Below are 26,290 nucleotides of genomic sequence, written 5' to 3'. Positions count from 1 at the left end.
CGTGACCCGATACAGCATCGACCCCGACCGGCACGAGCTGATCGCCGCCTGGGGAACCGGTGAGGGCAACCTCGCCACCCGCATCGCCGTCCTCCCCGCCGACGGGGCCGTGTCCGCGCTCCTCGGACTCTCCAGCGCCCTGACCCTCGTCGGCGGAATCCACGCCTGCTGGCTCCTCCACGCCGAGCAGGGCGCCGGGGAGCGGCCGAAGGCGACACCCGCGTCGTGCCGGCGTCAGCGGCGTTGAGGATCCCGGCGGCTGACGCCAGGGCCCGCGCCGGGTCCCTGCACGCGGACGGGACGGAGCCGGCCGGGCACGGCTTCGACGCCGTGCCCGACTCGGCCGCTGCCTGATGGGCCGGGACCCTGCTGCCCCGGGGATTCAGGTGGGCAGCGAGGAGAGCCAGCCGGTCAGCAGCCGGTTGACCTCGGTGGGGCGCTCCTGCTGGATCCAGTGGCCGCAACCGTCGAGCAGGTGCGAGGAGACCAGGCCGGGCAGGGTGGTGGGGAACGCGTCGATCGCGTCGGACATCCACACGGTGGAGGCGTCCAGAGTGCCGCCGGCGAAGAAGGACGGCTGGGTGATCGGGGCGCCGTCGAAGTCGGCGAGGTCCACCCAGTCCCGGTCCATGTTCCGGTAGCGGTTGAGTGCGCCGCTCAGGCCGGTCCGCTCGAACTCCCCGGCGTAGACGTCGAGATCGTCCTTGCCGAGCCACTGGGGCAGCCGGCCGGTCGGAAACCGGTCGCGCAGCGTCCCGCCCTTGGTCACGAAGTGCGGGTCCGCCTCGTGGGGCGCGGGCATGGTGTCGGCGGACAGCGCCGCGTAGAAGCCCGCGAGCCAGCCGCGCACATCGGGCTCGATCTCGGCCTCGGCCCGCCCGGGCTCCTGGAAATAGGAAACGTAGAACTCCTGGTCCCCGCCCAGCTGTGCGAAGACCTCGCTGGGGCGCGGCCCGCCGCGCGGGGCGTACGGCACGCTGAGCAGCCCCACGGCCCGGAAGACGTCCGGACGCACCAGCGCGGAGTTCGCGGCGATCGTCGCTCCCCAGTCGTGCCCGACGATCACCGCCGACTGCTCGCCGAGGGCGTGTACCACTGCGGCGTTGTCCGCCACCAGTTCCAGCATCCGGTACGCGTCCACGTCCTCGGGCCTGGACGAGCGGCCGTAGCCCCGTACGTCGATCGCCACGGCCCGGTACCCGGCGGCAGCCAACGCCGGAAGCTGGTGGCGCCAGGAGTACGAGGACTCGGGGAAGCCGTGGACGAGGAGCACCAGCGGCCCGGTGCCCTGCTCCACCAGGTGGATCCGGCCCGCCGCCGTGGGGACCAACCGGTGCGTGAGATCGTGCTGCGACATGAACCCTCCAGGGCTGCTGACTTGCTGTGCGCGGGCCGCGGCCGGTGCCGGCCGGTGGCGCGATCGGGACTCCGGATCGATCCTGTCGCGCGTGCCGCGGGTGCCTCCACTCTTGTTGCTGTTTCGGCAAATAGGTGGAGGAGGTCGTCGCCTGCCGACTTCCCGCGCGGACTCCCTGCGGTGCGCAGGCGGTCAGCTCTCCGGGACGGGTCGGGTGTCCGATGGTGGCGGTGCGAGCAGGGCCCTGGCGCGGCGCTCCGTCAGGATCGGGACGAACGTCCGCACCTTGGCGTCGCGCAGTTCGTCGTAGGCACCCACGACGAGAGCGTCCACGGTGGCCGGGTCGGCCTCGGGGTGGGCGGACTTGAGCCGGGCGGCGACCAGCCTCATCGCCTCCTCGTCCTCGGGCGACACCCAGGTCGCGGTCGCCCCGCCCGGTTGGGGGTGGCTGGGTGCGTCGTCGGGCGGCCGCGGCCGTCCGGGTGGCCCGTATTCCGGGTCACCGGTGGGCATGGCGCGGGCCTATCGGTTTGCGCCGGGAAGCCGGCGCGGTGAGGGTCACCACGGCGACCTCGCTCCCGGGCCCTGCGGCCTCGTGGCAGGCCAGGGTGAGCAGGCCCGCGTCGGCCAGGTCTCGGAGGGCCTCCCGCAGGAGGCTCGGTTCGACGCGCAGGGCCACGGCCGCGGCCGTCACCGGAAACGTCGCCGTCCGGGCGAGGTGCTGCCGCGGGTCGGCGACGAGATCGACCAGGAGCCCGGCCGCGATCCGCCCGTTCGGAAGCTCCCTGGCCCGCCGGGCCCAGACGGTCGCCCAGTCCTCGACTGCAACCGGTTGCACCGGCCCACGCCCCTTCGCATCCGCCGGCCTCGGGCCGACCCGCCGGTCCGCCCGACGGTCGGCCCCCGCATTCAGCATTCTCCGGCTGTCCGGACCGGACCGCCTGCCGGTACCGGGTCCTGCGCGTGCCCTCGCCCGATTCTCGACCGAGAACAAGCGACTGGCGGCCTGTACATGACATGCCCCGGGGTGGTCCGGACTGCCGGATGGCTTGTGCGCATGAAGCCCACGGGGCCTTGAGCCACTCGGCGACGTCCTCGCAGCCTGGCCGGGCACGGGCGAGCGGCAGCACCGCTCGCCCGCGGATCGTGCGGCAGGCCGCCCCTGTCTCCGCACCCGGCGTGACCGTCGGCGGCGGCCCGCGGTGCCCCGTGTCGGGGGCGTTACCGGCCGGGGGCGGCGGTCGGCGGGGTGTCCAGGACCCGGAAGGAGATGCCGGCCGCGATCAGCCGGTCGATCAGCGGCCGGCCCATCGCCACCGCCGTGGTCAGCTGCCCCGCGGTGGGCGGCAGTTCGTCGTACGCCAGGCAGAGCGCCGACTCGGCCAGCATCTTCGCGGTCTCCTGGTAGCCGGGGTCGCCGCCGGACACCTCGGTGAGGACCGTGCGTCCGCCGCGTTCCCGTGCCACGAACCGGACGGCGAACCAGGACCGGGCCCGCTGCTCCGCGTTCGGCCCGTCGCCCGGCTTGCGCAGCCGTCCCAGGGCCGGCGCAGCGCCGGCAGTCGGGCGGCGACGGCGAGCGCCGCGACCGCGGCGATGCCGCCGAGGGCGATCGGCAGCCGGCGCACCGCCGCGTAGTGCGCGTAGCCGAAGTCCCGGCCGTAGGCGTCCAGTGCGGCGGCCGAGCGGGACACCACCTGCGGGTCGATGGTGGGCATCGGTACGGCCCAGGCCCGGGCGACCCGGGACCGGTGCGGCCGGCCGGCCGGGGTGCGGACCAGCCGTCCCTCCGGCCGGGGTTCCACCGCGCGGCGCTCCCGGGCGGCGCGGGCCATCGCCCGGGGTCGGGAGAAGGCCGTCATCGCCGAGGCGAAGGTGCCGCCGGAGATGGTGCCGCCGGCGCGGACGAAGCCCTCGACGGAGATCCGGCCCGCCGGGCCGCCGCGGCGCAGCAGTTCCTCGACGGTGAACAGCACGCCGAGGTCGTGCGGCACCGAGTCGAAGCCGCAGGCGTGCACCAGCCGCGCGCCGGTGGCCACCGCCCGTTCGTGGTGCCGGAGGTACATCCGGTCGACGAACTCCGGCTCGCCGGTGAGGTCGACGTAGTCGGTGCCGCTGTCGGCGCAGGCCGCCACCAGCGGCTCGCCGTGCCGCAGGTACGGGCCGACGGTGGAGATCACCACCCGGGTGTCCGCGGCGACGGCGCGCAGCGCCTTTGCGTCCGCGGCGTCCGCGACCAGCAGGGGGAGGTCGGCGCAGCGCGGGTCGATCCGTGCCAGCCGCGCCCGGACGGTGGCGAGCCTGCCCTCGTCCCGGCCGGCGAGCGCCCAGCGGCAGTCCTCGGGCGCGGCCGTGGCCAGGTACTCGGCGGTGAGCCCGCCGGTGAACCCGGTGGCACCGAACAGGACGAGGTCGTACGGGCGGGGCTCGGCCATCAGCAGTCCCTACGTGCGGGTGATCGACTGCGCCACGCTAGGAGTCCGCCGGGGGACTGTCAACGGGTTCGGCGGCTCCCGCCGCGCGGTCGGTGTGCGGTGCGTCGTGCCTGGTGCGCGACGTGGTCGAGGGGGCGCCGGGCGCCCCGCTGCTCCGGGGCGGGCGTGGTGGAGGTGCCCAACTCCGGGCGGCGGCGCGGGGTGTGCGGAACGGCCGGTTCCGGGTGGTTCGACGGACGGAGGGGAACGGCACAGTAGCGCTACGTCGATATGACAAGTACGCTGCGTGTCGCTGGTTGAACACCATGCGGGCCTGGGCGCCACTCCGTGGGGGGAGTCACGTCCAGGCCCGGTCGCCGGCCTTGGTCCCGGTTGGGCTCGTGGGGGAGCTTCAGCCGGGACCCTCGGCGGGCTGAGAGAGTTATGCCCGGTCGAACAGTGTTTCAGTCATGACAAGCCGTCAGGTTTTCTTCGGCGCCCGGTTCTTCCCGCTCCGACTGCGGGGACGGGACCGGCCGGCGGTCTCAACGCCTGGCCGCAGGGCCGGAGTCGGCGGCGTCCCGGTCCGCCGGTCCGGTGGGCGCGGAGGTCACGAACGCCCGCTCGGTGAGTGCGACGGCGGGCCTCAGCAGCAGGACGGCGGCGCAGGACGCGGTGACCACCGCCATCACGACCAGCAGGGTCCGGTAGTCGAACCGGTCGATGAGGACCGTGCCGGCGGCGAGCGACAGTGACTGCGGGACCAGCACCAGCATCGTGCACATGGCGTTGACGCGGCCCTGGAGCCGGGGCGGCGTGTGCAGCTGCGCCGCGGACGACAGCACCACCATGATCCAGGTGATGGCGATCCCGTCCGCGACCTCGCCGGCGACCACGAACCCCAGGTGCGGCACGCAGTAGGTGAGCGCCGCGACCGCGAACGCGCCGATCCCGAGCCCGGCGGTGCGCGCCATGCCGGCCCGTCGGATCAGGGCGGAGACCGTGAGTCCGCCGATCACCGCGCCGACGCCCTGGACGGCGTTGAGCGGGCCGAGCGCGGAGGGCGGCCGGCCCAGCCCCTCGTCCACGACCGCGAACATGACGGTCTGGCTCAGGCCGATGACGCAGAACGCGCAGGCCGCCGCGTAGCCGATCTGGGCCAGCACCGGTGTGGTGCCGATGTGCCGGATGCCGGCGAGGGCGCTGCGCCGGAACGGCTCGTGGGAGGGCTCCGCTCCGACCGACTCCTCGACCCGCAGGCCGACCAGCGCCAGGATCGCGGCCAGGAAGGTCAGGGAGTTGAGCACGGCGAGCGTTCCGGCGCCGGCGGCCGCGTAGACCGCCACGCCGACCAGCGGGGCGACGATGCGCAGCCCCTGACTGACGGTCTGGAGGAGGGCGTTGGCGCCGGTCAGCTGGTCGTCGGGGAGGAGGTCACGGCGGATTCCGGCCGAGGCGGCGCCGAGGACGCCGAAGGCCACGCCGTAGCAGACCGCCACCAGGTAGATCAGCCACAGCTGTTCGCGGCCGTGCACCGCGAGCAGGGACAGCACGGCCAGCGCCATGAGGGCGTTGGTGACCATGAGCAGCGGGCGCCGCCGCACCCGGTCGGCGAGGTGGCCGAAGAGCGGTGACAGCACCATGGGTGCGCCGAGGGCCGCCTCGACCCCGCCGGCGGCGGCGTTGCTGCCGGTGAGGTCCTTGGCCCAGATGCCCAGGGTGAGGAACAGGGCGCTGCTGCCGAAGCCGGAGAGCGCCTGGCCGATGAGCAGGCGGCGGAACCGGGGGTCCGCGAGCGGCTTCACCGCCGCTCCCGCCCGTCGCGCGGGTGCAGCAGGACCGGCGCGGACTCGTAGCCCCAGATCAGGTTGGAGTGCAGTCGGCGGGCCGGGCCGGCCGGTTCGGCGCCTTCGGCCCGGGCGAGCAGTTCGGTGAACAGGACGCGGAGTTCGGTCCGGGCGAGGGCGCCGCCCAGGCAGAAGTGCGGGCCCACGCCGAAGGCGACGTGCGGGTTGGGCGTGCGCCGGACGTCGAAGCGCTCGGGCGCGTCGAAGACCGTCTCGTCCCGGTTCGCCGACGGCATCCACACCGCCACCGGGTCGCCGGCCCGGATCGGCCGCCCGGCGATCTCGGTGTCCCGGGCGGCCGTGCGCAGCACGTGCATCGCCGGGCTGGTGAAGCGCAGGATCTCGTCGACGACGCCGTCCATCCCCTCGGGGTCGGCGGCGGCGGTCCGCCACTGTCCGGGGTCGGCGGCGAAGGCGAGGAGTCCGCCGACGGTGGCGTGCCGGGTGGTCTCGTTGCCGCCCGAGATGAGGCCGTCGCAGTTGAGGAAGATCTCCTCGTCGGTGAGCGGCACGCCGTCGACGAGGCCGTTCACCAGGGCGCTGATGACGTCGTCGCCCGGTTCGTCCCGGCGGAAGTCGACGAGGTCGGCGTAGTAGGCGAGCATGCCGGCGTGCGCTTCGAGCCGGGCGATCGGGTCGACCTCGGAGGCCCCGAAGGCGGCCCGGGTGGAGCTCAGCATGAACGCCCAGTCGCTCTTCGGCACGCCCAGCAGGTCGCAGATCACCGCTACCGGCAGGACGGCGGCGAAGTCGGTGAACTCGCGGGGTTCACCGGCGAGCAGCGGCTCCAGTTCCTCGCGCACGATCGTCCGCATGTTCTGTTCCAGGCGGGCGACGGTGCGGGGGGTGAACGCGGAGCTGATGACCCGTCGGATCCTGCCGTGCCGGGGCGCGTCGGTGACGATGAGCATCTTCCCGGCGGCCTCGGCGGTGGCGGTCGGGTTGTGGCCGATCCGCATGCCCTGCGCGGAGGTGAAGGTCGCGGTGTCCTTGAGCACCCGCTGGACGTCGGCGTGCCGGGTGACGGCCCAGAAGCCGCCGCCCGTCGGGGAGTCGTTCCAGTGGACGGGGTGGTCGCGGCGGAGCGCGGCCCACACCGACTCCGGGTCGCCGGCCCCGTACAGGGCCGGGTCCGCGAGGTCGACCGCCGGCGGGGCGGCGAGGCTTCCGGTCGGGTTCGTCATGACGCGCTTCCCTGGGTGGTGGCCGGCTCCGGGCCGAGCAGCCGCTCGGCCCGGGCGATGGACAGGATCTGTTCGGGCCGGCCGAGGACCAGCTCCGGGAGGTGCCGGGAGACGGCCGCCACCGGCCAGTCCCACCAGCGGGCGGTGAGCAGCCGTTCGACGTCCTCGGGGCCGTAGCGGGCGCGGATCACCCTGGCCGGGTTGCCGCCCACGATCCGGTACGGCTCCACGTCGGAGGCGACCAGCGCGCCGGCGCCGATGATGGCGCCGTCGCCGACGGTCACCCCGGGCATGATCGTGGCGCCGCGGCCGATCCAGACGTCGTTGCCGATCCGGGTGTCGCCCTTGCGGCCGGGCCCCCGGGCGATCAGGTCGTCGATCAGGCCGTCGCGCCAGTCGCCCTCGAAGCTGAAGAAGGGGTAGCCCGTCGGACCCTCGAAGACGTGGTTCGCGCCGGCCATCACGAAGGTCACGCCCGCGGCGATGGAGCAGTAGCGGCCGATGAACAGCCGTTCGCTGCCGAACGCGTAGCGGACCCGGGTCTCCTCGAAGCCGGCGGTGTCCTCGGAGGCGTCGTAGTAGGAGAAGTTCCCGGCGACGACCTTCCCGCCCGGTTCGAGGACCGGGCGGATGAAGACCAGGCGGTCGTCGCCGAGCGGGCGCGGATCGCGGGGGTCCGGGATGTCGAGGTCGGGGTCGACGTCCCGGTCGACGTCCTGCTCGGGGGCTTGGGCGGGAGCGGGGGCGGGGCCGCGGTGGTCAGCCACGGTCGGCCTCCGTTCCCGACGGCGCCGGGGTGCCCGGCAGGGCGGGCAGGGCGGTCAGGGCGGCCGTCACCAGCGGCCCCGACTGCTCCATCACGACTGGCGTCATCATCGCGTCGTGGTCGGAGTCCACCACGTGGTGCTCCGCCGCGGTGAGGTACGGCTGCCAGGCCTGCGCCGCGGAGCCCCGCTCGGCGACGGTCTTGGCGGCGGCGATGCTCAGGACCCGCCCGTGGTAGCCGTCCGGGTGCGGCGGCCCGAGGAGGGCGGCGACGCCCTTGGCCGCGCGGACCAGGGCCCGGCTCTGGCGGGCATCGAGGGCTTCGTCGGCGGACGGGCCCGCGATGACCTCGCCGGTCACCCAGGCGGCGAAGTCGCCGTCCAGCTCCTCCGGTGTCACCGGCCGCTCGTACGGCCAGGCGTCGTAGAGGACGACCAGCTCGACCGTCCGGCCGGAGGCCTCCAGCAGGCGGGCGACCTCGTAGGACAGCACCCCGCCCAGCGACCAGCCCATGACGACGTACGGGCCGTCCGGGTGGGTCGCGGTGATCAGGTCCGCGTAGCGCCGGGCCAGCGCGTCGAGCGACTCCACCGCCTTGAAGCGGCCGTGGCTCTCCGTCACCTGGATGCCGTAGACCGGCTGGTCCCGCTCCAGGTGCGGCAGGACGGAGCTGTAGCACCAGCTGAGGCCGCCGATGGGGTGGATGCAGAAGACCGGACGGCTGCTCGCCGCGCCGCGCCGCAGCTCGATGACGTTGGCGTACGGGTCGGTCGGGGCCTCGTCCAGTCGGGCCGCGAGGCCCGCGGCGGTGGGCGATTCGAACAGCGTCGCGATGCCGATCTCGGCGCCGAGCAGGGCGCGGATCCGGCCGGTCAGGCGGGTCGCCAGCAGCGAGTGACCGCCCAGTTCGAAGAACGAGTCGTCCGGGCCGACCCGCTCCAGCCCGAGCTCCTGCGCGAACAGCCGGACCAGGACGGCCACCCGCGGGTCGTCCGGTGCGTCGCCGCCGGCCGGGCCGGCCCCGGCGGGGCTGTTCGCCGCGGGGCCGTCGGCCGAGGGGGCGGGCAGGGCCTTGCGGTCCAGTTTCCCGCTCGGCGTCAGCGGCAGCCGGTCGAGGACCACCACGTCGCCGGGGACCAGGTACTCCGGCAGGTGCTCGGCCGCGTACCGCCGCAGTGCGGCGGCGCGGTCCCGGTCCTGCGGGTCCTGTGGGTCCTGCGGGTCCTGACCGTCCGCCAGGACGGCGTAGGCCACCAGCCGGACGTCCCCCGGGCGGTCCTCGCGGGCGATCACCGCGGCGTGGGCGACCTCCGGGTGGCCGGTGAGCACCGCCTCGACCTCGCCGGGCTCGACGCGGAAGCCCCTGATCTTGATCTGCTCGTCCGTCCGGCCGAGGAAGACCAGCTCGCCGTCCGCGGTCCAGCGCACCAGGTCGCCGGTGCGGTACAGCCTCCCGCCACCGAGCGTGCCGAAGGGGTCGGGCAGGAAGCGCTCGGCGGTCAGCGCGGGCCGGTTCAGGTAGCCGGTGGCCAGTCCGGCGCCCGCGAGGTACAGCTCCCCGGGCACGCCGGGCGGGACGGGGCGCTGCCGCGCGTCCAGCACGTACACCCGGGTGTTCGCCACCGGCCGGCCGATCGGGACGGCCTGCGGCACCCCGTCGACGGTGCGCACGGTCGCGCACACCGTGGACTCGGTGGGGCCGTAGGCGTTGACCACCTTCGCGAAGTGGCGGGCCGCGTCGAGGACGGCGGGCGTGCAGGCCTCGCCGGCGGTGATCAGCGTGACCCCGGCGACGTCCTCGTCGAACTCGGTGGCGAGGACCACGGCGGGCGGCAGGGTGGCGTGGGTGATGCCGTGGACGCGCAGGAAGTCGGCCAGGGCCGGGCCGGGGACCCGGTCGGACTCCGGGACGACGACCAGGCACCCGCCGGTCAGCAGCGCCATCCAGGTGTCCCAGACGGACGCGTCGAAGCTCATCGAGGCGAACTGCAGCACCCGGCTGTCGCCGTCGACGCCGAGCGTCGCCGCCTGGGCGCTCACCATGCTGGGGATGCCGCGGTGGGAGACCACCACGCCCTTCGGCCGGCCGGTCGACCCCGAGGTGTAGATGACGTACGCCGGGTGGGCGGGGAGCAGCGGTGCGGTGCGGTCCGCGTCGGCGGGCGCGGTGGCCGGCCGGTCCGCGACCGAGTGCCGCACGGCCTCGTCGTCCAGCGCCAGGACCGGGAGGCCGGGGCCGCCGGGCAGGGCGGCGGCGACCTCCCCGGTGCTGAGCACACAGGCTGGGGCCGCGTCGTCGAGCATGAACGCGACGCGGTCGGCGGGGTAGGACGGGTCGACCGGGAGGTAGGCCGCCCCGGCCTTCAGGACCGCGAGCAGGGCCACCACGACCTGCTCCGAGCGCGGCAGGGCGAGGGCGACCAGCCGGCCCGGCCCGATGCCGCGGGCGATCAGCTCGTGCGCCAGCCGGTTGGCGCGGGCGTCGAGTTCGGCGTACGTCAGCTCGGTGTCCAGGTACCGCACCGCCGGGGCGGCGGGGGTGTGTGCGGCGCGGGCGGCGAACAGCTCGGGCACCGTGTCCGCCGGCACCTCGGTGGCGGTGTCGTTCCAGTCCCGCAGGACCCGCTGCCGCTCCCGGGCGCTCAGCAGCTCCACCTCGCCGACCCGGCGGCCCGGGTCGGCGGCCATCGCCTCCAGCACCAGCACCAGCCGGTCGGCGATGCCCTCGACGGTGGCGTGGTCGAACAGGTCGGCGTCGTACCCGATCGCGGCGACCAGGCCGGTGGCAGGTCCGGCCGCGTCGTCGGCGCCCGGGCGTTCGCCGAACACGAAGGACAGGTCGAAGGCGGAGATCCCCATGCTCAGGTCGAGCGGGGCGACCGCCAGCCCCGGGAGGGCGAGCTCCGCGCTGATGCTGTTCAGCATGGAGACGCTCACCTGGAACAGCGGGTTGGCGCCGGGGACCCGGGCCGGGTTGAGCGCCTCGACCAGGGTCTCGAACGGGACGTCCTGGTGGGCGTAGGCGCCGAGGTCGGTCTCCCGGACCCGGCCGAGGAGTTCGGTGAAGGTCGGGTCGCCCGAGAGGTCGGTGCGCAGCACCAGGGTGCTGGCGAAGAAGCCGACGAGGCCGTCCAGCACGGCGTCGGCGCGTCCGGAGGTGGCCGTGCCCAGCGGGATGTCGGGCCCGGCGCCGGAGCGGGACAGTACCACGCCCACCGCGGCCTGCAGCGCCATGAACACGGTGCAGTCGTGGGCCCGCGCGACGGCGGTCAGGGCGGCGTGCAGGGCCGGCCCGACCTCGATCGCGACCTCCCCGCCGCGCAGGCTGACGGTGCCCGAGCGCGGCCGGTCGAAGGGCAGCGCGAGCTGGTCGGGGATGCCGGCCAGCGCCCGGCGCCAGTACTCGGTCTGCTGGGAGAGCCGGCTCGCCGGGTCGTCCTCGGAGCCGAGCAGGTCCCGCTGCCAGAGCGTGAAGTCGGCGTACTGGACGGGCAGTGGCGGCCGGGCCGGTGCCGCGCCGGTGCGGCGCGCCGCGTAGGCCTCGGCGAGGTCGTCGAGCAGCGGTTCCAGGGACCAGCCGTCGCAGGCCACGTGGTGGACGACCAGCAGGAGGACGTGCTGGTCCGGGGCGAGGCGGAAGAGACGGGCGCGCAGGGCGGGTTCGGTGGTGAGCCGGAAGACCTTCTGGCTCTCTTCGGCGAGTTCGGCGTCCAGCGCGTCCGGCGTGGTGTCGGTGACGGTCAGTTCCGTCCGGGCGTCCCGGCCGGTCAGCACCTGCTGCCAGGGCCGGCCGTCCTCGGTGGGCAGGACGGTGCGCAGCGACTCGTGCCGGTCGACGACGTCGGCCAGGGCGGCGGTGAGCGCCCCGACGTCCAGGGCGCCGGAGAGGCGGGCCGCGTACGGGATGTTGTAGGCCGCCCCGCCGTCGAGCTCGTTGAGGAACCACAGGCGGCGCTGGGCGAAGGACAGCGGCAGGCGGTCCGGGCGGGCGGTGGGGCGCACGGCCGGGCGGGCCTGCTGCCCGAGGTCGACGAGCGCGGCCAGGCCGGCCGGGGTCGCGGCCTCGAACACGGCCCGGATGGACAGTTCCACGCCGAGGGCGGAGCGGATCCGGTCGACCAGCCGGATGACCAGCAGCGAGTGCCCGCCGAGTTCGAAGAAGGCGTCCTCGACGCCGACCCGGTCGACCTCCAGGACCTCGGCGAACAGGGCGCACAGGGCGGCCTCGGTGGCGTTCGCGGGCTCCCGGCCGGCGGAGCGGGCCGAGAGTTCCGGCGCGGGCAGGGCGGCGCGGTCGACCTTGCCGTTGCGGGTCAGCGGGAGGGCGTCCAGGACGACGACGGCGGCGGGGACCATGTGGGCGGGCAGGTGGCGGGCGGCGAAGTCGCGCAGGTCGTGGGTGGCCGCGCCGTCGGGGCACGCCGCGTAGGCGACGAGCCGGAGGTCGCCGGGGGCGGACTCGTGGACGACCACGGTGACGCCCTGGACGGACGGGTGCCGGGCGATCGCGGCCTCGACCTCGCCGAGTTCGATCCGGAAGCCGCGGATCTTGACCTGGTCGTCGGTGCGGCCGCAGTACTCGAGTTCACCGGCGGCGTTCCAGCGGCCGAGGTCGCCGGTGCGGTAGAGCCGGCCGCCGGGTTCGGCGCCGAACGGGTCCGGGAGGTAGCGCTCGGCGGTCAGTGCGGGGCGGGCGAGGTAGCCGCGGGCCACGCCGGGACCGCCGACGTGGATCTCGCCGACGACCCCGGTGGGCGACGGCTCGCCGCGGGCGTCCAGGACGACCAGCCGCCAGCCCGGGATGGTCCCGTCGATGGGGGAGACGTTGCCCCCGGCCGTGGTCGCGGCCGCGGTCCCGGTGGCGGTCCCGGTTCCTGCGGGGGCCATCACCCGCCAGGTCGTGAGCACCGTGTTCTCGGTGGCGCCGTAGGCGTTCACCAGCCGGGTGGTGTCCGCGGGGTACCGGCGCTGCCACTTGCCGACGGTCGCGAGGTCGAGCGCCTCGCCGCCGAGCACGACCATCCGCAGCCGCAGCGCGTCCAGCGGGTGCCGTTCCTCCCGGGCCACGAACTGCCGGAAGGCGGACGGCGTCTGGCTCAGGACGGTGACCCCTTCACGGGCCAGCAGCGCGTGCAGCGCGTCCGGGTCCATCCCCGCCTCGCGGGGGACGACGACCAGGTGGCCGCCGAAGGCCAGCGGGCCCCAGATCTCCCAGACCGAGAAGTCGAAGGCGAGCGAGTGGAACAGCGTCCACACGTCGGTGTCCGACGCGTCCGAGAGGAGCTGCGTGGAGGCCAGGAGCACGGCGAGGTTGCCGTGGGTGACCTCGACGCCCTTCGGCCGGCCGGTGGAGCCCGAGGTGTAGATGACGTAGGCGAGTTCGGCGGGCCCGGGCAGCACCGGCGCCGGAGCGGCGGCGTCGGTCGTCCGGGTGACGTCGAGGGTGCGCCACGGCCCGTCCGGGACGCGGTCGCGGGCCCCGGGGTCGGTCAGGACGATCGGGACCCGGGCGTCGCCGAGGACGAACTCCAGGCGGGCCGGCGGATAGTCGGGGTCGACGGGGACGTAGGCGGCGCCGAGCCGCAGCACGCCGAGCACGGCGGCGACCATGTCGACGGAGCGGCCGAGGCAGAGCCCGACGCGGTCGCCGCGCCGGACGCCGGCCTCGGCCAGCAGTGCCGCGATCCGGCCGGCGCGCTCGTCGAGCTGCCGGTAGGTCAGCCGGGTGCCGGTGCCGTCGCTGACGGCGGTGCGGTCGCCGGCCGCCGCGACCTGCGCCGCGAAGCGCTCGACCGCCGACGGCCGCACCTCGGGCAGCACGCCCTCGGGCCCGTTGCCCAGGTCGAGCAGCCACTGCCGCTCGGCCGCGTCCATCACCGGGAGTTCGCCGACCGGCCGCGCCGGCTCGGCCAGCGCCCCGGCGAGCAGCAGCTGCCAGCGGCGGGCCAGGGCCTCGACCGTGGCCCGGTCGAACAGGTCCTCGGCGTACTCCAGCACGCCGCTCAGGCCGGCCGGCTGTCCGTCCTCACGGTGTTCGGTGAGGCCGAGGCTGAGGTCGAACTTGGCCGCTCCGGCGCCGAACGGCTCCTCGGTGACCGTCAGGCCGGGCAGGACCAGGCCGCCGTCCCCGTCCGCCTCCAGCGAGAAGCTCACCTGGAAGAGGGGGTTGCCGGTCGCCGTGCGGACGGGGTTGACGGCCTCGACCACCCGGTCGAAGGGGACGTCCTGGTGGGCGAAGGCCGTCAGGGCCGTGCGCCGCACCCGCTTCAGGAGCTCGCCGAAGCTCGGGTCGCCCGAGCAGTCGACCCGGAACACCAGGGTGTTGACGAAGAACCCGACGAGTTCCTGCAGGTCCTCGTCGGTACGGCCGTCCACCGGCGCGCCGATCGGGATGTCGGTGCCCGCCCCCAGCCGGTTCAGCAGCGCCACGAACGCCGTCTGCAGTGCCACGAACGGTGTGACCCGGTGCTCGCGGGCCAGCCGCGCCAGCGCCCGGTGGGTGTCGGCGTCGACCTCGAAGCGCACCGTCCCGGCCGGCGAGGGGCCGGCCGTCGGCGGCCGCGGCCGGTCCCGGGGGAGCGGCAGCTCCTGCGGGGAGCCGCGCAACTCCTCCCGCCAGTAATCGAGTTGCTGGGACAGAAGGCTCTGTGGGTCGTCCTCGGAGCCGAGCGCCGCGCGCTGGCGCACCGCGTGCTCCGGGTACTCCAGGGGCAGCGCGGGCCAGACCGGCCCGGCGCCGGCCAGACGCGCGGCGTAGGCCGTGCCGAGGTCGCGCTCCACGAGGCCGAGGGACCAGCCGTCCGCGGCGATGTGGTGGACCACCAGGACCAGCACGTGCTCCGTCGGGCCGGTCGCGAACAGCCTGGCCAGCACCGGGAGTTCGGAGGTCAGGTCGAACTCGTGGCGGCAGGCCAGGTCGACCAGCCCCGGCACCTCGCCGGCGGCGCACTCGGCGGACTCCACCGTGAACCGCCCGGCGACGTCGCCGGGCGCCACGACCTCCTGCCACGGCTCGCCGGCGACCTCCGGGAACACCGTCCGCAGCGCCGCGTGGCGGCGGACGACGTCGCCGAGCGCCGCGGTGAGCGCCGTCCGGTCCAGGGGGCCGGAGATCCGGACCACCCGGGGCATGTTGTACCCGGCCCGGAACTCCCCGAGCCTGGAAAGGAACCACAGCCGCTGCTGTGCCAGGGACAGCGGCAGCCGGCCGGCACCCGCCGCGGCGGGTGTGTGCGGCGAGCGGGGTGCCGGGACGGGAGCCGACCCGTCTTCCCGGGCGTCCAGACCGTGTGACATCAGATGTACCTCCAACTCCGTCCCGAACGATGGTGACTAGGCGCTGCGCAGGCTCTTGGGCCGCATATCGGTCCAGTTGCGCTCGATCCACTCCAGGCAGTCCGCCTTCTTGCCGCGGGCCCCGGCGTCCAGCCAGCCGGGCGGGTTCTCCCGCTCCTGGGGCCAGATCGAGTACTGCTCCTCGTCGTTCACCACGACCTTGTAGTCCAGGTCGAGTTCGTCGTCGGACATGGCAACCTCCACAGCGAAACGGGATGGGATGACGGGGTGGTGCGGGGGTCCTGCGGGTCCTGCGGGTCCTACGGGTTCTGTGCGTCCTGCGGGCCTCCGCGGGTTTTCGCGGGGCCCGGCGGCCGTCAGGCGGACAGGTGGCGCGCGAGTTCCGCGACCGTGGGGTTGAGCTGGACGTCGACCGGCCTGAGCTGGACGCCGAACTCGCGCTTGATCCGGAAGGCGATCTGCACGGCCCGGATGGAGTCGCCGCCGAGGTCGAAGAAGTCGTCCTCCGCGCCGACGTGCTCCACCGACAGGACCTCCGCCCACAGGCGGGCCAGGCCCTCCTCCAGCGGGGTGTGCGGCGCCACGCGCCCGGCCGGGTCGGGGGCGGAGCGCACGGGCGCGGGCAGCGCGGCGCGGTCCACCTTGCCGCTCGGCGAGAGCGGCAGCGCGTCCAGCACCACCACCGCCGAGGGCACCATGTACGCCGGCAGCCGGCGGCCCAGCCAGGCACGCACCTCGTCGGCCGAGAGCGCGCCGGACGCGGCCGAGAGCGCGCCGGACCCGGCCGGGACGACGTAGCCGACCAGCCGGCGCTCCGCGCCCTCGCCGAGCGCGGTGGCGGCGCCGGCCGCGACCCCGGGGTGTGCCCGCAGGTGCGACTCGACCTCGCCGAGTTCGATCCGCAGGCCGCGGATCTTCACCTGGTCGTCGGTGCGGCCCAGGTACTCGAGTTCGCCGCCGGCCGTCCACCGGGCCACGTCGCCGGTCCGGTACAGGCGTGCCCCGGGCACGTCGCCGGACGGGTCGGGGACGAAGCGCTCGGCGGTCAGTCCCGGCCGCCCCAGGTAGCCGCGGGCCACACCGGCGCCGCCGATGCAGAGCTCCCCGCGTGCCCCGGGCGGCACCGGCCGTCCCGTCCCGTCCAGGACGTGGGCGACGGCGCCGGGCACGGCCCGGCCGATCAGGACGTCGCCGTCCGTGGCGCAGCGGTGGGCCGTCGCGTAGACGGTGGCCTCGGTCGGGCCGTAGGCGTTGACCAGTTCGGCCACCGCGGCCCAGCGCGCGGCGAGCGGCGCCGGGAGCGCCTCGCCCGCGACGACGACCCGGCGCAGCGCGGGCAGGTCGGCGGGTTCCAGGCCGGCCAGGACGCTCGGCGGCATCGAGACGACGGTCGGCCGGTGCGCGCGGATCGCCGCGACCAGTCCTTCGCCGACGCGGTCGGCCCCGCCGGGGGAGACGACGAAGGTGGCGCCGGTGGTCAGGGCGGACACCAGGTCCGCGACCGACACGTCGAAGCTCAGCGACGCGAACTGGAGCAGCCGGTCGTCGGGGCGCAGGGCCATGACCTCGTCCGCGACGGCCACCAGGTTGTCCAGCGACCGCCACTCGACCTCGACCCCCTTGGGCGTGCCGGTGGAGCCCGAGGTGTAGATGACGTAGGCGAGTTCGGCGGCCTCCGGGCGGACGGCCCCGGTGCGGACGGCCTCCGTCGCCCGGGTGGTGTCGAGGGTGCGCCAGGGGCCCGCCGGGACGCGGTCGGTGCTGCCGGGGTCGGTGAGGACGAGCGGGACGTCCGCGTCCTTGAGGACGAACTCGATCCGGCTCGCCGGGTAGTCGGGGTCGACGGGGACGTAGGCGGCGCCCAGGCGCCACACGGCGAGGACGGCGGCGACCAGGTCGACGGAGCGGCCGAGGCAGAGCCCGGCGCGGTCGCCGCGGCCCACTCCGGCCCCGGCGAGCAGGGCGGCGAGCCGGGCGGCGCGCTCGTCGAGTGCGCGGTAGGTCAGCCGTCCGCCGGTCGCGTCGGCGACGGCGACGGCGTCACCGTTCGCCGCGACCTGTGCCGCGAACCGCTCCAGGACGCCCTGCGGGGCGACGGCCCCGGTGCGCGGGCCGGCCGGCACCGGCCCGGCAGGCGTGCTTCCCGGCCCGGCGGGCGTGCGAGCCGCCTCGACGAACTCGCCCTTCGGATCGGCGAGTTCGCCGTCCGGGTCGGTGACCAGGGACTCGACGGCCCGGACGTGCTGCTCGGCGATCTCCTCGATCCGGGCCGGGGTCAGCCGGTGGGCGTCGTAGTCGATGCAGAGCTGCAGGCCGTCCGTCAGCGGGTTGCGGAAGAACGTGACGGTGAGCGGGACGTCGGCCGGCTCCACCCGGCGGCTGGCGGTCAGCTCGCCCAGGCCGCTGAGCAGGTCCGCGTGCTCGCCGCCGCCCATGGTGTCGCGCATGACGTGGAAGTTGTTGAAGGTGAAGTTCGTCGTGAACAGGTCGCGTCCGCCGGCGAGTTGCCGGATCCGGGCGAGCGGCATCCGGCGGTGCGGCAGGATCCGGGCCTCCGCCTCGAAGACGCGGCGGACCAGGTCGGAGCGGCGTCCGCCGCCCACCGCGAGCCGGAACGGGACGGTGTTGAGGAACAGCCCGCGGGCCTCCGTCCCGCCGGTCTCCTCCAGCCGGCCGTTGAGCGTGACCCCGCAGCAGACGTCGTCGAGACCGGTCTGTGCCGCGATCACCTGGAGGTGCGCCGCGAGCAGGACGGTCTTCTCGGGGACTCCGAGGCGCTTGGCGAGCGCCCCGACCCGCGGGCCCAGGCCGGCCGGCAGGTGCGCGTCGCGCCAGCCGTAGCCGTCGACCACGCCGCTGGCGCCGTCGCCGCGCAGGGCCTGTCCGGCGGGCCGGGGTGTCTGCCCGGCGGGTGCCGGGAGCTGCGGCAGGGTGTGTCCGGCGAGCGTCTCGGACCAGAACCGCCGGGCCTCGGGCGAGGCCGACGCGCGCTGCTCCAGGGCGACGAAGTCGCGGTAGACCGAGGCCGGGGGCGGGAGTTGCGCCAGGCCCCGGCCGTCCAGGAGCCGGGTGTAGTGCAGCAGGATCTCGGTGATCGTCGACCACAGGCTCCAGCCGTCGAGGATGGAGTGGTGCTCGACCAGCGTCCACTGGAAGCTGTCGTCACTGAGCACCTGGACGGCGAGGCGCAGCATCGGCGGCTGTTCCACGTCGAACGGGCGGCGCTCCCGCTCCATCAGCTCGTCGACGGCCCGGTCCTGCTCCGCCGGTGCCAGCGCCCGCAGGTCCTCGACCACGAGGGGCACCTCGGCCTCGCGGTGGACGAGTTGCAGCGGCTCGTCGTAGTTCGCCAGGTCGAATCCGGTCCGCAGGACGGGGTGCCGGGCGACCACGGCCCGGATGGCGCGGCGGAACGCCTCCTCGTCGAAGCGGTACGGCAGGCGGTAGCTCGCCGCGTTGACGTAGGGCAGCACCCGGGGGTCGGACGCCATGTGGTAGATCATCCCGACCTGGAGCGCCGTCATGGGGTAGGCGTCGTCGAGGCCGGCTCCGGGGCCGTCGGCGATCCGGGCCCGGTCGGCTGCGGAGAGCAGCGCGAAGGGCTCGGTGCGCGCGCGGTCGGTGGCCGTGTCGGCGGCGGCCGCGAGGTCGGCGAGGGTGCGGTGCCGGTAGATCTGGGCGACGGCGATGCCCAGGCCGCGCCCGCGGGCGAGCGCGGCGACCTGCACGGCGCGGATGGAGTCGCCGCCGAGGTCGAAGAAGCCGTCGTTCGCGCCGACCTTCTCGACCTGGAGGATCTCGGCCCAGATCTCGGCGAGGACCTCCTCGGCGGGGGTGCCGGGCGCCACGAAGGCGGCGGCGTCGCCGGAGAACTCCGGTGCGGGCAGGGCGGCGTGGTCGACCTTGCCGTTGCGGGTCAGGGGCAGGGCGTCGAGGACGACGACCGCGGCGGGGACCATGTGGGCGGGCAGGTGGCCGGCGGCGAAGTCGCGCAGGTCGCGGGCGTCCGTGCCGTCGGGGCAGGCCGCGTAGGCGACGAGCCGGCGGTCGCCGGGGGCGGACCCGTGGACGAGCGCGGCGACGCCCCGGACGGACGGGTGGCGGCCGATCGCGGCCGCCACTTCGCCGAGTTCGATCCGGAAGCCGCGGATCTTGACCTGGTCGTCGTTGCGGCCGCAGTACTCCAGCTCACCGGCGGCGGTCCAGCGGGCGAGGTCGCCGCTGCGGTACAGGCGGGCGCCGGGCACGTCGGTGAACGGGTCGGGGACGAAGCGCTCGGTGGTGAGGTCCGGGCGTCCGAGGTAGCCCCGGGCCACGGCGTCGCCGCCGACGTACAGTTCGCCGCGCACCCCGACCGGTACCGGCTGCCCGTGGTCGTCCAGGACGAGCGTGCGGTAGCCCGGGAGGGCCCGGCCGATCGGGCTGCTGCCGGTCTCGATCCGCTCCTCGTCCAGGACCTGCCAGGTGACGTGGACGGTGGTCTCGGTGATGCCGTACATGTTGACGAGGACGGGGCGGTCGGGGGTGTGGCGGCGCCACCAGGTGCGGACCGAGGCCAGGTCGAGCGCCTCGCCGCCGAACACGACCAGGCGCAGGCTCAGTTCGTCCAGCGGGTGGCGCTCCTCCTCGGCGACGAGCTGGCGGAACGCGGACGGCGTCTGGTTCAGGACGGTGACGCGCTCGCGCACCAGCAGGTCGCGGAAGGCGGCGGGGTCGCGCGTCACGTCGCGCGGGACGACCACCACGCGCCCGCCGTGGGCGAGGGCGCCCCAGATCTCCCAGACCGAGAAGTCGAAGGCGAAGGAGTGGAACAGCGACCAGACGTCGGTCTCGTGCAGGCCGACGGTCTGCGCGCCGGCGTCCAGCAGCGCGGCGAGGTTGCCGTGGGTGACCTCGACGCCCTTCGGGGTGCCGGTGGAGCCGGAGGTGTAGATGACGTAGGCGGGGTCGCCGGCCTCCGAGCGGACCGGCCCGGTGTGCGCGGCGTCCGTGGCCCGGCTGGTGACGAGGGTGCGCCAGGGGCCCGCCGGGACCCGGTCGGCCGTGTCGGCGTCGGCGAGGACGAGCGGGACCCGTGCGTCGCCGAGGACGTACGCGATCCGGCCGGTGGGGTTGTCGGGGTCGACGGGGACGTAGGCGGCGCCGAGCCGCCAGACGGCGAGGACGGCGGCGACCAGGTCGACGGAGCGGCCGAGGCAGAGCCCGACCCGGTCGCCCCGGGTGACCCCGGCCCCGGCGAGCAGCGCGGCGAGTCGGGCCGCGCGCTCGTCGAGCTGCCGGTAGGTCAGCCGGGCGCCGGTGCCGTCGCTGACCGCGACGCGGTCACCGGCCGCCGCCACCCGCGCGGCGAACCGCTCCGGCGCCGACGGGCGCACCCGGGGGGCCTCGGCCGTCCCGACGAGCTGCGCCCGCTCCTCGGCGGACAGCAGTCCGGCCCGCGCCACGGGCGCGTCCGGCGCGGTCAGGAGGGAGCCGAGCAGCCGGCACCAGTGCCCGGCCAGGCGCTCGACCAGCTCCGCGTCGATCAGCTCGGTCCGGTGCTCGACCTCGATCTCGATCCGCTCGCCGTCGTCGTTGACGTTCCAGGTGAGGTCGAACTTGGCGGTCGCGGTGTTCACCGGGACGTGGGCGGTCTCCAGGCCGGCCATCGGCGGTGCGGCGTGCCCGCGGGCGTAGCCGAACAGGATCCGGAACAGCGGCGAGCCGTCCCGGTCGGTGCCGAGCCGGCGGGCGAGGTCCTCCAGGGCGACGTCCTGGTGCTCCAGGGCGTCGATGAACGCGTCCCGGGCGGTGCGGAGCAGCCCGGTGAAGCCGGTGTCCGGGCCGGTGGTGATCCGCAGCGGGACGACCTTGACCAGGCAGTCCACCAGCCGGTCCGTCTCCGGGTCGTCGCGGCCCGCCAGTGAGGTGCCGATGACGAGGTCCTGCTGCCCGCTGTAGCGGGTGAGCAGCGCGGCGAACCCGGCGAGGAGCGTCATGGCGGGGCTCACCCGGTGGGTGCGGCCGAACGCGCGGACGGCGGCGGAGAGGGCGTCGGGCAGGACGAACCGGGAGGTCGTGCCCCGGTTGGTGCGGGTCGTCGCCCGGTGTCCGGAGCCGAACAGCTCCGTCGCCGCGGGGGCGTCGCGCAGCGTCCGCTCCCAGAAGGCGAGGTTCTCCGCGGCCGTCGCGGCGTCCACCGGCGGGAGCGCGGGCTCCCGCGGCGCCTCGTCGGGCCCGGGCGCGCGCTCCGGGCCGGCCCGGTAGTGGGCGGCGAGGTCCTCCAGCAGGACGTCCACCGACCAGCCGTCGCTCACCAGGTGGTGGGAGACCAGCAGCAGGAAGCACCGGTCCTCGGCGTACCGGAGGACGGACACCCGCAGCAGGGCGTCGACGGCGAGGTCGAAGGGCCGGGCGATCTCCTCGGCCATGGCCTGCCGGGCCGCCGCCTCGTCGGGCAGCCGCAGGTCGCGGACCGGGACGTCGGCGTGGTCGAGGACGGTGCGGCGGGGGAGGCCCGCGGCGGAGGAGAACCTCGTCCGCAGCGCGCGGTGGCGGCGGACGAGCGCCGCGACGGCGTCGCGCAGCCCGTCCGCGGACAGCTCGCCCCGCAGGTGCAGCGCGGCCGGCACGTTGTAGACCGGCTGCCCCGGGTTGACCTGCTCGGCCAGCCAGATGCCCTGCTGCGTCGGCGACACGGGTAGCGAGTGGGTCATGGTGCTCAACTACTTTCCTGATCGGCGGTCTGCCGCTGCCGGTGCTCGTCCGCCCGCGCCAGCCGGATGACCCTGACGGTCCTGTGCAGGCCCGGGAGGTCGGGCTCGTGCGCTTCGATGTAGGCCGCCAGTGCGGTGACCGTCCCGTCGACGAGCAGGACGCGCAGCGGCACCGTGACGGACAGCTCGCGCCGCAGCCGCGCCACGATCCGCGTCGCGGTCAGCGAGTAGCCGCCGAGCGCGAAGAAGTCCTGGTCGGCGCCGACGGCGTCCACGCCGAGTTCGTCGGCCCAGAGGTCGGCCAGGACGGTTTCGAGGGCGGCGCGCCGGCTGGAGGCCGGGGCCGCGTCGGCGGCGTCCGGCTGCTGCGCGGGGGCGGCCGCGGGCTGCGCGTCGGCGCGGTCCGGTGCCGCCGGCTCCCCGGCGGGCAGCCACCGGTCGGCCAGCAGCTCCGGGTCCCGCACCACGGCCGCGAGGAGCGACAGGTAGTGCTCGACGAACCGGGCGACGCGCGCGGCGTCGTAGTGGTCCGCCCGGTACTCGACGTTGCCGATGGTCCCCGCGGTGGTGGACTCCAGCGTCACCATCAGCCCGAACTTGGCCGAGCCGACCCGGACGGGCACCTCCTCGGCCGTGGCGCCCGGGAGCGCGAGCCGCACCGGGTCGACGTTCAGCAGCTCGAAGATGACCGAGGTCAGCGGCGAGCCCGGGGCGCCGTGGAGGCGCCGCTCGCGCAGCGCGGTCTCCAGCGGGTAGTCCTGGTGGGTGTAGGCGTCGATGACGGTGCGCTTCGCGCGGTCCAGGACCTCGCGGAACGCGAGCCCGTCGGACAGCGCCGTGCGCAGCTGTACCAGGTTGACGAACGAGCCGACCGACGCTTCGAGTTGCGGGTGGCCGCGGCCGGCGACGGAGGTGCCGACGGTGAGGTCGTGCTGGCCCGAGTAGCGGTGGAGCAGCCCGAGGAACGCGGCGTAGAGCACCATGAACGGGGTCGTGCCGCTGCGCCGGCCGAGCTCCTCGACCTCGCCGAGCAGTGCGGCGGGGATCTCGAAGCGGTGGCAGCCGCTGTGCAGGCCGAGGCCGGCGTCGGAGCGGCGCAGCACCGTCAGGTCCACCTCGGGGGCGCCGACGACGCTCTCCCGCCAGTGCTCCCCCAGCGCGGGCAGCCGTTCGGCCAGCACGTCCCGGTGCCAGGCCGCGTAGTCCAGGTAGCCGGTGCGCGCGCCGTCCTGCGCCGGGTCCTCCGCCGCGGTGGCCCCGGCGGCGTACAGGGTGCCGAGTTCGTCGACGAGGTGGGCCAGCGACCACTGGTCGCAGACGATGTGGTGGACCACGAGGACCAGCGCCCAGTCGTCGGCCGCCAGGCGCACGAGCACCACCCGCAGCGCGTTCTCGGCCAGGTCGAAGGGCGCGTCGACGGTGCGCTCGACCAGTTCGGCGAGGGCCGCCTCGTCGAGTCCGGGCAGCTCGACGACCTCGAAGGGGGCCGCCTCGACCGGGGCGACGGTCTGCACCGGGCCGGCCTCCGACTCGGTGATCCGCAGCCGCAGGGCGTCGTGACGCCGTACCAGTCCGTCCAGGGCGCGCCGCAGCGCCTGCGGGTCCACGGTGCCGCGCAGCCGCCAGTACAGCGGGAAGTTGTACTGGGCCGCTCCCGGGTTGAGCTGTTCGGCGAGCCAGATCCCGGTCTGCGCGGAGCTGAGCGGGTGGGCGCCGTCGGTGGGTGCGGCCGGGATGGGGCGCACCGTCGTGGGCGCGGCCCGGTCGATCCGGTCGGCGAGTTCGGCCAGCGTGGGGTGGTGGAAGAGGTCCTCCACGGTGATCTCGACGCCGAGGACGGTGCCCGTCCGCATGGCGACCCGGGCGGCCAGCAGGGAGTGCCCGCCCAGGGCGAAGAAGTCGGAGCCGGCGTCGATCTCGGCGGGGGAGACGTCCAGCACCTCGGCCCAGATGCCCTGCAGGACGCCCTCGGTGGCGGTCAGTCCGGGGGCGTCGGGCGTCGCCGGGGCGGCCTGCGCCGCGTCCGGGTCCGGGGCCGCGTCCTCCTCGATGTCGAGCACGGGCAGGTCCGGCGAGTCCCGCAGCGCCACCAGCACCTGCCGGACGGACTCGCAGAAGGCCGTGACGGTGGCGGGGTCGTAGAGGTCGCGGTCGTACTCGCAGCCGGCCTCCTTGCGCTCCGGGTCGAGGCTGAGCACGAGGTCCCGGTCGGCGAGCCGGGGTCCGATGCCCCGCCACTCCTCGGCCGGGCGCCCGAACAGCACCGCGACGCCGGAGCGGCCTGCGGTTCCCTGCCCGGAGGTTCCCTGACCGGCGCCGGATCCTGCGTCGGATCCGGCGTCGAGTTCGGCGTCCAGCCGGCCGAGGGCCACCGTCGCGACGGTCCGGCCGCCCAACGCGACCTCGACGTCGAGGAGCCGGGCCGGCCCGAAGACCGTGCCGACGGCGAGCGCGGTGCGGCCGCGCCGGTGACGGGCGGCCAGGGCGGCGGCGACCGCGGCGACCGCCGCCGTCTGCGGCTCGATCCCGTACCGCGCCGAGACCTCGTTGACGCCCTCGGCGAAGGCGGCGCCGTCGAGGCCCACCGTGGCGCGCCGGAACTGCGTCACCGGCGGCCGCGGCCGGTCGGGCGGCAGGGTCGCGTGCGCGGCCGGCTGCCGGGGCTGGAAGAGGCTAGCCGACATCGGCGATCGACTCCTTGCCGTCCTTGCCGACCTTGCCGCCGTCGGCGTCCTTCGCGGTCGCGGCGTCCTTCGCCGCCCTGGCGTCCTTGACGATGACGGTGCGGCCGAGGACGAGCGCGTCCAGCTTCGAGCGCAGGAAGGTGCGCAGGGCCTCCTGCGGGGTCGCGATGATCGGCTGGCCGCGCAGGTTGAAGGAGGTGTTCAGCACCACCGGGGTGCCGGTGCGCCGCCCGAAGGCGCTGATCAGCTCGAAGAACCGCGGGTTGCTCTCCGGGTGGAGCACCTGGACCCGGGCGCTGCCGTCGACGTGGGTCACCGCGCCGAGGTTGTCGCGCTGCTCGGCGCGGGTCTGCGTCACGAACAGCATGTGGGCGTACCGGGATTCGGTGCCGGGCTCGATCTCGAAGTAGTCGCCGGCGTCCTGGACGCGGACCACCGGTGCGAACGGCCGGAAGCTCTCGCGCTCCTTGACGACCTCGTTCAGGCGGTCGCGCATGGCCTCGGTCCGCGGGTCGGCGATGATGCTGCGGTTGCCGAGCGCGCGGGGTCCGAACTCCATCCGGCCCTGGACCCACGCGGTGATGTTGCCGTCGGCCAGCAGCTCCGAGACGCCCTCGGCGAGTTCGGCGTCGGTGGCGTACTCGTGGACGGTGCAGCCCTGCGGCTCGCCGACCGCCGCCGCCAGCTCCTCGTCGGAGAACCCGGGGCCCCAGTACGGCATGGACATCCGGCTTGCCCGGGAGGACGCGGCGGCGTCCGCCGCGAGCGCCGCGCCGATCGCGGTGCCGTCGTCGCTGGAGGCCGGCTGGACGAAGATGTCGTCGAACAGGCGGCTGCGCGACACCAGGCCGTTCAGCGTGCAGTTCAGCGCGACGCCGCCGGCCAGGCAGAGCCGGTTCAGGCCGGTGCGCTCGCGGGCCGCGCGCAGGACGTGCAGCATCGCCTGCTCGGTGATCGCCTGCAGGGCGGCCGCGATGTCGGCGTGGTCCTGCGTCGAGGGCTGCCCCGGGAGCCGGGCGGGGCCGAGCACGGCGGCCAGCTCGCGCAGCACGCCCTCGTGGGTCTCGTGCTCGAAGGCCGTGCGGTCCCGGGCCAGCACGGGGACGGTGTAGGTGCCGTCCTCCCGCAGCCGCACCATGGCGGCGAAGCGGTCGTAGTAGCGCTGCGGGTCGCCGTACGGCGCCAGGCCCATCACCTTGTACTCGTCCATGAAGGGGACGAAGCCGAGGTGGTGGGTGACCAGGCTGTAGAGGATCCCGACCGAGTGCATGGCCGGGATGGTGTGGAGCACCTCGATGGACTCGCCCCGGCCGACCGCGACGGTGAGGCTCTCCGACTCGCCCATCCCGTCGCTCACCACGATCAGCGAGTCCTCGAACCCGCTGGGGTAGAAGGTGCTGGCAGCGTGCGCCAGGTGGTGCGGGACGGGCCGGAAGCGGTCGGCCCAGGGCCGGCCGGGCAGGAACTTCTCGGCCAGCGCGAGCTGCGACTCCGTCGAGTACACCTCGCGGAACCTGGCCGAGGAGTAGGGGCTCCCGAAGCTTCCGGCCGGATCCCCGTAGGCGAAGCCGTGCGCCAGCACGTCGATGTCGTCGGGGCCCAGGCCGGCCTGCGCCAGGCAGAACTCGACGGCGTTGACCGGGAACGACCCGGTGGTCTTCTCCCCGGTGAACCGCTCCTCCGCGGCGGCGGCCACCACCTCGCCGTCGATCACCAGGGCCGCCGCGGAGTCGTAGCCCTGGGCGAACCTGTGCAACCGGGGATCGAGCCCGGGGAAAGCCTCCCGCTTGAATTCCAGTCCGCCGTTCAGCCCGCTGTAGCCGAGGACGCGCATAGTCTCCAACCTCCCGTCGATGCCACGCGAAATCGTTCGGCCCTCACGCTAGGCGGCGGGATCCCCGCACGTCGCCGCCCGTAGGTCGGGAACAGACCTGTACTTCGGTACGGCCGGGATTCCGGTCGAAAGGACGAGCGGGAAAGCGTTGACCCGTGCGCGGTGCCGCTCCTAATGTGTCCGGCGGACATGTCGAAGGAGCAGCGGATTCCGT

At 75.0% G+C, this 26,290-nt stretch carries 12 protein-coding genes and 1 pseudogene; 1 reads left to right on the top strand and 12 read right to left on the bottom strand.

The window, feature by feature from the left end; all coding sequences use genetic code 11:
* Position 1 precedes the first annotated feature (1 nt).
* Positions 2–247, top strand: a complete 246-nt coding sequence (locus AB0D10_RS27105) for a hypothetical protein (RefSeq protein WP_360261197.1) — start codon at positions 2–4, stop codon at positions 245–247.
* 135 nt (positions 248–382) lie between these two features.
* Here the strand turns inward: AB0D10_RS27105 and AB0D10_RS27100 are convergent, their stop codons facing one another.
* From AB0D10_RS27100 to AB0D10_RS27045, 12 genes and pseudogenes are all read right to left on the bottom strand, one after another.
* On the bottom strand, positions 383–1,357 hold the full coding sequence (locus AB0D10_RS27100) for an alpha/beta hydrolase (RefSeq protein ID WP_360261195.1): 975 nt from the start codon (positions 1,355–1,357) through the stop codon (positions 383–385).
* A 192-nt stretch (positions 1,358–1,549) separates the two neighbouring features.
* A complete protein-coding gene (locus AB0D10_RS27095; protein ID WP_360261192.1) occupies positions 1,550–1,870 on the bottom strand; it encodes a three-helix bundle dimerization domain-containing protein in 321 nt (106 codons plus the stop codon).
* Complete coding sequence (locus tag AB0D10_RS27090) at positions 1,857–2,195, bottom strand: hypothetical protein (RefSeq protein ID WP_360261190.1); 339 nt, start codon at positions 2,193–2,195, stop codon at positions 1,857–1,859. The genes AB0D10_RS27095 and AB0D10_RS27090 overlap by 14 nt, the downstream gene beginning before the upstream one ends.
* Positions 2,196–2,578: 383 nt before the next feature.
* Positions 2,579–3,792: pseudogene (locus AB0D10_RS27085) on the bottom strand (saccharopine dehydrogenase NADP-binding domain-containing protein).
* Positions 3,793–4,316: 524 nt separating this feature from the next.
* Entirely contained in the window at positions 4,317–5,576 is a 1,260-nt protein-coding gene (locus tag AB0D10_RS27080; RefSeq protein WP_360261187.1) for an MFS transporter, read from the bottom strand.
* On the bottom strand, positions 5,573–6,802 hold the full coding sequence (locus AB0D10_RS27075) for a cytochrome P450 (RefSeq protein WP_360261184.1): 1,230 nt from the start codon (positions 6,800–6,802) through the stop codon (positions 5,573–5,575). Before AB0D10_RS27075 ends, AB0D10_RS27080 begins: the two co-directional genes overlap by 4 nt.
* The gene (locus AB0D10_RS27070) at positions 6,799–7,569 is read right to left on the bottom strand and encodes a CatB-related O-acetyltransferase (protein WP_360261182.1); all 771 of its coding nucleotides are present in this window, start codon (positions 7,567–7,569) and stop codon (positions 6,799–6,801) included. Before AB0D10_RS27070 ends, AB0D10_RS27075 begins: the two co-directional genes overlap by 4 nt.
* A complete protein-coding gene (locus AB0D10_RS27065; protein ID WP_360261179.1) occupies positions 7,562–14,863 on the bottom strand; it encodes an amino acid adenylation domain-containing protein in 7,302 nt (2,433 codons plus the stop codon). The genes AB0D10_RS27070 and AB0D10_RS27065 overlap by 8 nt, the downstream gene beginning before the upstream one ends.
* Positions 14,864–14,899: 36 nt before the next feature.
* On the bottom strand, positions 14,900–15,094 hold the full coding sequence (locus tag AB0D10_RS27060; protein WP_360261177.1) for an MbtH family NRPS accessory protein: 195 nt from the start codon (positions 15,092–15,094) through the stop codon (positions 14,900–14,902).
* A 125-nt stretch (positions 15,095–15,219) separates the two neighbouring features.
* Positions 15,220–21,558 (bottom strand): amino acid adenylation domain-containing protein, encoded by a 6,339-nt coding sequence (locus tag AB0D10_RS27055; protein WP_360261263.1) that lies wholly within the window; start codon positions 21,556–21,558, stop codon positions 15,220–15,222.
* Positions 21,559–21,563: 5 nt separating this feature from the next.
* On the bottom strand, positions 21,564–24,242 hold the full coding sequence (locus AB0D10_RS27050; RefSeq protein ID WP_360261174.1) for a condensation domain-containing protein: 2,679 nt from the start codon (positions 24,240–24,242) through the stop codon (positions 21,564–21,566).
* Positions 24,232–26,076 carry a carbamoyltransferase C-terminal domain-containing protein gene (locus AB0D10_RS27045; RefSeq protein ID WP_360261171.1) on the bottom strand — a complete coding sequence of 615 codons (1,845 nt, stop codon included), beginning with the start codon at positions 26,074–26,076 and terminating at the stop codon, positions 24,232–24,234. Before AB0D10_RS27045 ends, AB0D10_RS27050 begins: the two co-directional genes overlap by 11 nt.
* Between the last annotated feature and the right edge of the window lie 214 nt (positions 26,077–26,290).

The organism is Kitasatospora sp. NPDC048545, from assembly GCF_040651155.1.
In the GTDB taxonomy this organism is placed as follows: domain Bacteria; phylum Actinomycetota; class Actinomycetes; order Streptomycetales; family Streptomycetaceae; genus Kitasatospora.
Note: the sequence above shows the minus strand (reverse complement) of the source record. Positions and strands in the feature narration are given on the sequence as shown.

What these genes read in the sequence shown, in the direction of transcription:
- AB0D10_RS27095 (WP_360261192.1), bottom strand. Translation starts at nt 1,870, where the DNA reads ATGCCCACCGGTGACCCGGAATACGGGCCACCCGGACGGCCGCGGCCG.
- AB0D10_RS27055 (WP_360261263.1), bottom strand. Translation starts at nt 21,558, where the DNA reads ATGACCCACTCGCTACCCGTGTCGCCGACGCAGCAGGGCATCTGGCTG.
- AB0D10_RS27050 (WP_360261174.1), bottom strand. Translation starts at nt 24,242, where the DNA reads ATGTCGGCTAGCCTCTTCCAGCCCCGGCAGCCGGCCGCGCACGCGACC.
- AB0D10_RS27060 (WP_360261177.1), bottom strand. Translation starts at nt 15,094, where the DNA reads ATGTCCGACGACGAACTCGACCTGGACTACAAGGTCGTGGTGAACGAC.
- AB0D10_RS27075 (WP_360261184.1), bottom strand. Translation starts at nt 6,802, where the DNA reads ATGACGAACCCGACCGGAAGCCTCGCCGCCCCGCCGGCGGTCGACCTC.
- AB0D10_RS27100 (WP_360261195.1), bottom strand. Translation starts at nt 1,357, where the DNA reads ATGTCGCAGCACGATCTCACGCACCGGTTGGTCCCCACGGCGGCGGGC.
- AB0D10_RS27065 (WP_360261179.1), bottom strand. Translation starts at nt 14,863, where the DNA reads ATGTCACACGGTCTGGACGCCCGGGAAGACGGGTCGGCTCCCGTCCCG.
- AB0D10_RS27045 (WP_360261171.1), bottom strand. Translation starts at nt 26,076, where the DNA reads ATGCGCGTCCTCGGCTACAGCGGGCTGAACGGCGGACTGGAATTCAAG.